The sequence below is a fragment of the Bartonella sp. A1379B genome (assembly GCF_002022485.1).
Taxonomy (GTDB): Bacteria; Pseudomonadota; Alphaproteobacteria; order Rhizobiales; family Rhizobiaceae; genus Bartonella; species Bartonella rochalimae.
The window spans coordinates 162,482-169,970 of the sequence record NZ_CP019780.1 but is presented as its reverse complement, the minus strand read 5'-3'; the positions used below and the strand labels follow the sequence as shown (position 1 = coordinate 169,970).

Annotated in this window: 1 protein-coding gene; it reads right to left on the bottom strand. The window is 36.7% G+C overall.

Annotated features, from left to right (window positions below; translation table 11 throughout):
• Positions 1-1,541: 1,541 nt before the first annotated feature.
• A complete protein-coding gene (locus BA1379B_RS06950; protein WP_078692291.1) occupies positions 1,542-7,259 on the bottom strand; it encodes a Vomp family autotransporter in 5,718 nt (1,905 codons plus the stop codon).
• Positions 7,260-7,489 lie beyond the last annotated feature (230 nt).

The following is a 7,489-nucleotide window of genomic DNA, read 5'->3' as shown; positions in this document are numbered from 1 at the left end:
TTTGCTGGAGTTAGCTTATTCTGATTCCTTTAGTGTTTTTTGTTATGTTAGCCTCAGTTGAGTATACAATTGGGGGTTTTGTTGTTTTCTATACGTGTATTTTATTTCAATGCATAGAGCACAAAGAATAAAATTTCAAGGATTATTTTTTCTTATTCAGTGTATCTATTCGAATTGAGGGGTGAATATAGATGTCTTCTTTTATGCTCTAAGAATCTTCTGATAGGAGTTATAGAGGTAGTGTAAGGAGAGTCTTTAGCAGTGAAGATAAATGGAAATTGATATTGCCGTATTTTTGTTATGCTTAGTTTTAAAGCTGATCTCTTAGAACGAATTAATAACCGCGATAGTGTTTATTTTTCTTCTTTTTTACACTCTTGATATTATAATTCAGCTTTCAAAATTCATATTGGTATAATCTTTAGCTTTAGAAGTAGCATTTTGCATCATCGAGAACATTTTTTAGTTTTTCATGCAATTGTTCTCCATTAATAGCTTCTTTCAGATTCTTCGTGACTTTATCATTGTCCATATCTTCATCATAACAGGAGTATTTATATCTTCTCCTGCTCAAGTGATTTTTTGGTTTTCTTGCTATCTTCGTCTTTATTGTATTGAACTAAACTCTCAAATGTGTTTTCAAGATCATCCGCTTTTTGATTTTTTCAAAGCTAATTTCCTGTAACCACATCACTCAATGCCTTTTTCTACTTTACCATCTGCCACACCGCTCATTTACCATGCTGCACTATTATGACATGACCTCATAGGTCCCTGCATTCCACTTAAATCATCATGCTTTATTTTCTTTTCGATATTATCGAAATGATTATTTAGGTTTTCCATAGTTTTATTACCATCATTATTTACCAGCACATTCTCACCAATTATAAAATCTTCAATTCTCATAATATTTCAATCGAATCTACCAATAGAAACATCTGAGCTTATCTTGATTCCGCCAAAATCGTATTTTTAGGAATGAATTGCCTTAAGATATATCTGAGACACCGACACCAGAAGCATCTAGAATAAGACTTTATTTATAATAATACTTGATTTATAATAATACTTGAATTCAAAATTTTAGACTCACACTTCTTTATTCAAAAAGTCTACTGCCTCTTCACTCAAATTAAGAATTATTGGATAACTGTTCGATACACACAATAACCTCTACAAAACATAGAAAAATCCTTCACATTTCCAAACATAGTCTGCTTTATTTTTAATAGCCCATAATGAGAGAACCAATATAGAGCATAGAAAGCAAAAAATTAAATATGAATCGCTTAATTAAAAAAGACATCCCAACAAAATCAGATCATGTATTTATTGTGAATAAGATTACAAAATAAATTCTATAAAAGAAAAGATTGCTCTATTAATCTATAGAGTTTTCTCTTTATAAAAAACTTACGCCCTTCCCTCATTTTTGAAGGAAAGACGTAAAAGAGATTTAAGAAAATATCCGTCTTAATCTTAATGTATTTCTCTTAATATCGCTGCACGATAATCATACCGTGCGCTTCTATAGACTATTAACGCACTGGCAAGGTAAAGCTGACTCCTGCACCAACACCCCAATGACCTCCCGCACCTGTCACAGACACATTAGAACGGATATTGCCATTTACAGATGTATAACCAGCACCAAAAGCAAGAGCAGATTGACTACGCCATAAACCAGTTCCAAATGCAACACTTAATGCACCAGGAATATTGTTATACCGCAAGTTAGCGACTGCTAAACCAATTGCTGCAGCTTGTCTTGCTTCTTTTCGGACTCCCTCAATGTTATAATTTAAAGCATCAAACTTCATATCCGTGTAGTCTTTTGCCTTCTCTACCGCGTCATCAATAGCATCGACAACAATATTCTTGACCTTTTCATCTGTGTATTTTTTTGCATCGTCAAGAGTAATCTCCATCTGTTGCTTGGTATAGTCATGTAACTGCCCCCCATTAACTGCTTCTTTCGAGCCTGCTTCAATCTTACCATCTGCAACATTGTCAATGACAACAGGTTGCCCAGCATCACCTCCTGCTAAAGTGATTTTATTGGTCTTTTTGCCATTTGCATCTTTGTCATATTGAACAGTATTCTCAGCTATACCGTTAATCGTGTTAGACATATGGTCTACTTTATTTTCAACATTCGTAACGCGTTCGTTGGTATCCCAAAGTTGCCCACCATTAACTGCCTCTTTCGAGTCTTTTTCAACTTTACCATTTGCAACACCAGTAATCTTACTGTCCTTTCCTTCTCGGTTTGCATCATAAGCGCCTTTTTCTTCATTCCATTGTAAAGCATCTGAACCAGGACCACCTTGTCCGCCTTGCTTTTCAAGCTTTTTAATTCGGTCATTTAAAATGGACATCCCGCCATTCACACCAGCAAAAGCACTGGCAACATCCTTATAGACAGCAGAAGTAGAACCATTGGCACCAAACTTATAAATCGTAAAAGTAGGATCTGTCCATTTTCCATCTCTATATTTAGCACCGCCACCAAAATAAGAAGCAAGCTTGTTACTCATCTGAAAAAGCTGTTTCCCTGTAATAGCATCTGTCGAATTAATATCAATTTCCCCATCTAAAAGAAATGTCAGTTTGCTATTTTGTTTTGCTTGGCCTTTAGATCCATGAAGTGCAACAAAAGCTCCTTCTTTTTCACTCCATAACAAAGCATCACTAGAAATATTGGCAATTTTGTCATTAAAGTCGTCAATCACATACTGTACGCGCGTATTTACATTTTTAATATTCGCATCAAGCCCTGCAAAAGCCGAACCAACATCATTATAGATCTTTCTTGTTACAATTCCTTCCGTTGTCACATGCGATAAATCATAAACTGGTCGCGTAAAAGCACCATTGCTGAATTCTGTACCACCACCAAAAATGTTCGCAATATCTCCAGAGAGTTTATTAATCTGTTTTCCATTAACAGCATCACTCGATTCATTAGAAATTACACCATCTTTAAGATTATGAATAGCAACTGGTCCCTTACTCTTCTGTCCACCTAAAGTAATGTTTTTATAATCAATACTACCATTTGGCCTCTTATCGTAAAGAACTGCAGCAGCACTCATAGTCTCAAAATCTTTGTTAATCTCTCTTAAACTTTTATCAAGTTGGTCTTTGTTAACAGCTTCATTGCCTTGTACCGCAGCTTTTACACCAGAAAGAGTTCTATCTTTTCCTGGCCGATCTGAAATATCAATCTTAGTGCCGCCTCTTCTTGCACCAATGGTGATAAGTTTCGTATCTATATCTTGCTGAACAAGACTATTCGTCGTGATATTAATGATTTCATTACGAATATCCTTCATAGAACCATCAACACCCTTAAATGCTGAACCAACATCATTATACTTAGAGCCATTAATGGTATAGGTTGGTGCTTTACCACTCAGAACATCCGCACCACCTCCAAAATATTTCGATGTATACACTGCAACCTTTGATAAATCACCTTGAATATTCGTTATATCTGTCTCTGCTTTTTCTACACTATGATTGAGTTTCTCAATATCTTGATTTGTTTTCCAAAGCTGTCCACCATTCACGGCATCGGTTGATTTTTCAAAAACAAGCCCATCCGCAACACCAGTAATCTTCCGTTGCTTCTTTTTATTGTTTAGGATGCTAATTTCAGTACCATTCACATTCTTACCAATTGTAATAAGACCACCTTGGGCTGAATCCTGCTGAACAAGGCTATTTTCCGTTATATTAGAGATTTTATTATTAATTTCCGTAAAAGTCGTATCAACACCTTTAAATGCTGAACCAACATCATTATACTCAGAGCCACTAATTGTGTAAGTCGGCGCTTTACCAACCAAAACATCCGCACCACCTCCAAAATACTTTGATGTATTATAATCCAATTCTTCAATATCTTGTTCAGTGTCCCAAAGCTGTCCACCATTCACTGCCTCAGAGGATCCTTTGGTAATCGCTCCTCCCAAAACACCAACAATCCTCCGCCTTTTACCTGCATTGTTATTAACATGTATTTCAATGCCACCTGTTTCCGCTCCAATTGTAATAAGATTATCCTGAGCCGCATCTTGCTGAACAAGGCTATTTTCCGTGATATCGGAGATTTTATTATTAATTTCCGTAAAACTATTATCAACACCTTCAAACGCCGAGCCAACATCATTATACTTAGAGCCATTAACGGTATACGTTGGTGCTTTATCATTCAAAATATCCGCACCACCTCCAAAATATTTTGATGTATTGCTTGCAACCTGCCAAAGCTGACCACCATTTATTGCATCCACTGATTGCTCAGTAACATCTCCATCATCAACACCAGTAATCTTCCGTAGATCACCTGTACTGTTTTTAATATCAATTACAGTACCATTTGTTTTCGCTCCAATAGTAATAAGATCATCTTGAGCTGAATCTTGCTGAACAAGGCTATTTTCCGTTATATTGGAGATTTCATTATTAATTTCCGTAAAAGCAACATCAACACCTTCAAACGCCGAGCCAACATCATTATAGGTAATACCATCAATTTCATAGTCTGGTCTTTTACCACCAAAAACATCCGCACCACCTCCAAAATACTCTGATATATTGCTTGCAATCCGCCAAAACTGACCACCATTTATTGCATCCGTTGATTGCTCAGTAACATCTCCATCATCAACACCAGTAATTTTCCGGTATTCATCTTCACTGTTCGTAATATCAATTAAAGTACCACCTGTTTTCGCTCCAATAGTAATAAGACCATCTTGAGCTGAATCCTGCTGAACAAGGCTATTTTCCGTTATATTAGAGATTTTATTATTAATTTCCGTAAAAGTCGTATCAACACCTTTAAATGCTGAACCAACATCATTATACTCAGAGCCACTAATTGTGTAAGTTGGCGCATTACCAACCAAAACATCCGCACCACCTCCAAAATACTTTGATGTATTATAATCCAATTCTTCAATATCTTGTTCAGTATCCCAAAGCTGTCCACCATTCACTGCCTCAGAGGATCCTTTGGTAATCGCTCCTCCCAAAACACCAACAATCCTCCGCCTTTTACCTGCATTGTTATTAACATGTATTTCAATGCCACCTGTTTCCGCTCCAATTGTAATAAGATTATCCTGAGCCACATCTTGCTGAACAAGGCTATTTTCCGTGATATCGGAGATTTTATTATTAATTTCCGTAAAACTATTATCAACACCTTCAAACGCCGAGCCAACATCATTATACTTAGAGCCATTAACGGTATACGTTGGTGCTTTATCATTCAAAATATCCGCACCACCTCCAAAATATTTTGATGTATTGCTTGCAACCTGCCAAAGCTGACCACCATTTATTGCATCCACTGATTGCTCAGTAACATCTCCATCATCAACACCAGTAATCTTCCGTAGATCACCTGTACTGTTTTTAATATCAATTACAGTACCATTTGTTTTCGCTCCAATAGTAATAAGATCATCTTGAGCTGAATCTTGCTGAACAAGGCTATTTTCCGTTATATTGGAGATTTCATTATTAATTTCCGTAAAAGCAACATCAACACCTTCAAACGCCGAGCCAACATCATTATAGGTAATACCATCAATTTCATAGTCTGGTCTTTTACCACCAAAAACATCCGCACCACCTCCAAAATACTCTGATATATTGCTTGCAATCCGCCAAAACTGACCACCATTTATTGCATCCGTTGATTGCTCAGTAACATCTCCATCATCAACACCAGTAATTTTCCGGTATTCATCTTCACTGTTCGTAATATCAATTAAAGTACCACCTGTTTTCGCTCCAATAGTAATAAGACCATCTTGAGCTGAATCCTGCTGAACAAGGCTATTTTCCGTTATATTAGAGATTTTATTATTAATTTCCGTAAAAGTCGTATCAACACCTTTAAATGCTGAACCAACATCATTATACTCAGAGCCACTAATTGTGTAAGTCGGCGCTTTACCAACCAAAACATCCGCACCATCTCCAAAATACTTTGATGTATTATAATCCAATTCTTCAATATCTTGTTCAGTATCCCAAAGCTGTCCACCATTCACTGCCTCAGAGGATCCTTTGGTAATCGCTCCTCCCAAAACACCAACAATCCTCCGCCTTTTACCTGCATTGTTATTAACATGTATTTCAATGCCACCTGTTTCCGCTCCAATTGTAATAAGATTATCCTGAGCCGCATCTTGCTGAACAAGGCTATTTTCCGTGATATCGGAGATTTTATTATTAATTTCCGTAAAACTATTATCAACACCTTCAAACGCCGAGCCAACATCATTATACTTAGAGCCATTAACGGTATACGTTGGTGCTTTATCATTCAAAATATCCGCACCACCTCCAAAATATGCTGATGTATTTTGCGCAACTTTTGTTACATTAGCCTGAATCTGAGTTATATTCGTCTCTATATTATCAATCTCAGTCTCTAATTCTGAAATTTTTCCATTAGTCTCCCAAAGCTGAGATCCATTTACTGCCTCAGTTGAATGTTCAGAAACTTCTCCACCCCCAAGACCAGAAATCTTCCGCGATTGCTTTTCATTGTTTATAATATCGATTGTATCTCCATTAACACTACGACCAATGGTAATCAGACCTGTCTGCCCATCTTGTTGAATAAGGCTATCACCCCCTGTAAGAATCATCTCTCTTAATGCTTGTAACTGTGCAACATTCACTGCATCTGACAAATCAGTATCAGCCGCTACTCCCACAATCTGTCTAGTTACGCCATTCTGAGGATTACCAACACTGACTACGCCTTTAGTACTTTTCCATACAAAATCATTTATCGCCGAGCTACCGTTAACTCTAGGATCATAACCAGCAATACCATAAGAAGTAACTGCAACAGAATTTCCTCCTCCAGTCCAATTAACTTTTTTTGTTGAGGAGCCATAAGGATTCCGACCAGAAAATGTTTCGTTATTAATAAACCTCTCATATTGCTCTTCTGCAGTTATGGCCGTCCCAGGTTTTTGAGCACCACCGCGACCGGCAACATTATCAACACCACAATAATCATTATCACCGTTTAAAACAATACTACCATGACTCCCCTTTATATAAGCAATATAAGCAGAAGCAGGGTCATTTGAACTGTAAATAGTCGCTCCTGTTATTGCAACATTAGCTGAAAAAACAGGAGAAGTACTGGACAAAAGAGCAGATACCGCTGCTCCTAATGAAACCGTTTTAATGATATTTTGTGTTGATTTTTTTTTCATAATAAACCCCTCAATAAAAAACACATTCAATGCTAAAAACAAAGCCCAGCCTCACAAAAAAGAGCAAAAGCAACCCCTCCGCAAAACCACTTTTGCGTACTAAAAAATTCATAAAAATCTGAAAGCTACCCCGCCAATGCCGAAATCTATTGTGGTATCATTTTAAAACTCTGAATTTCACAAAAGGCCTAAAACCTTTCCATCCTAAAGTCTTAAAATAAATCAATAAA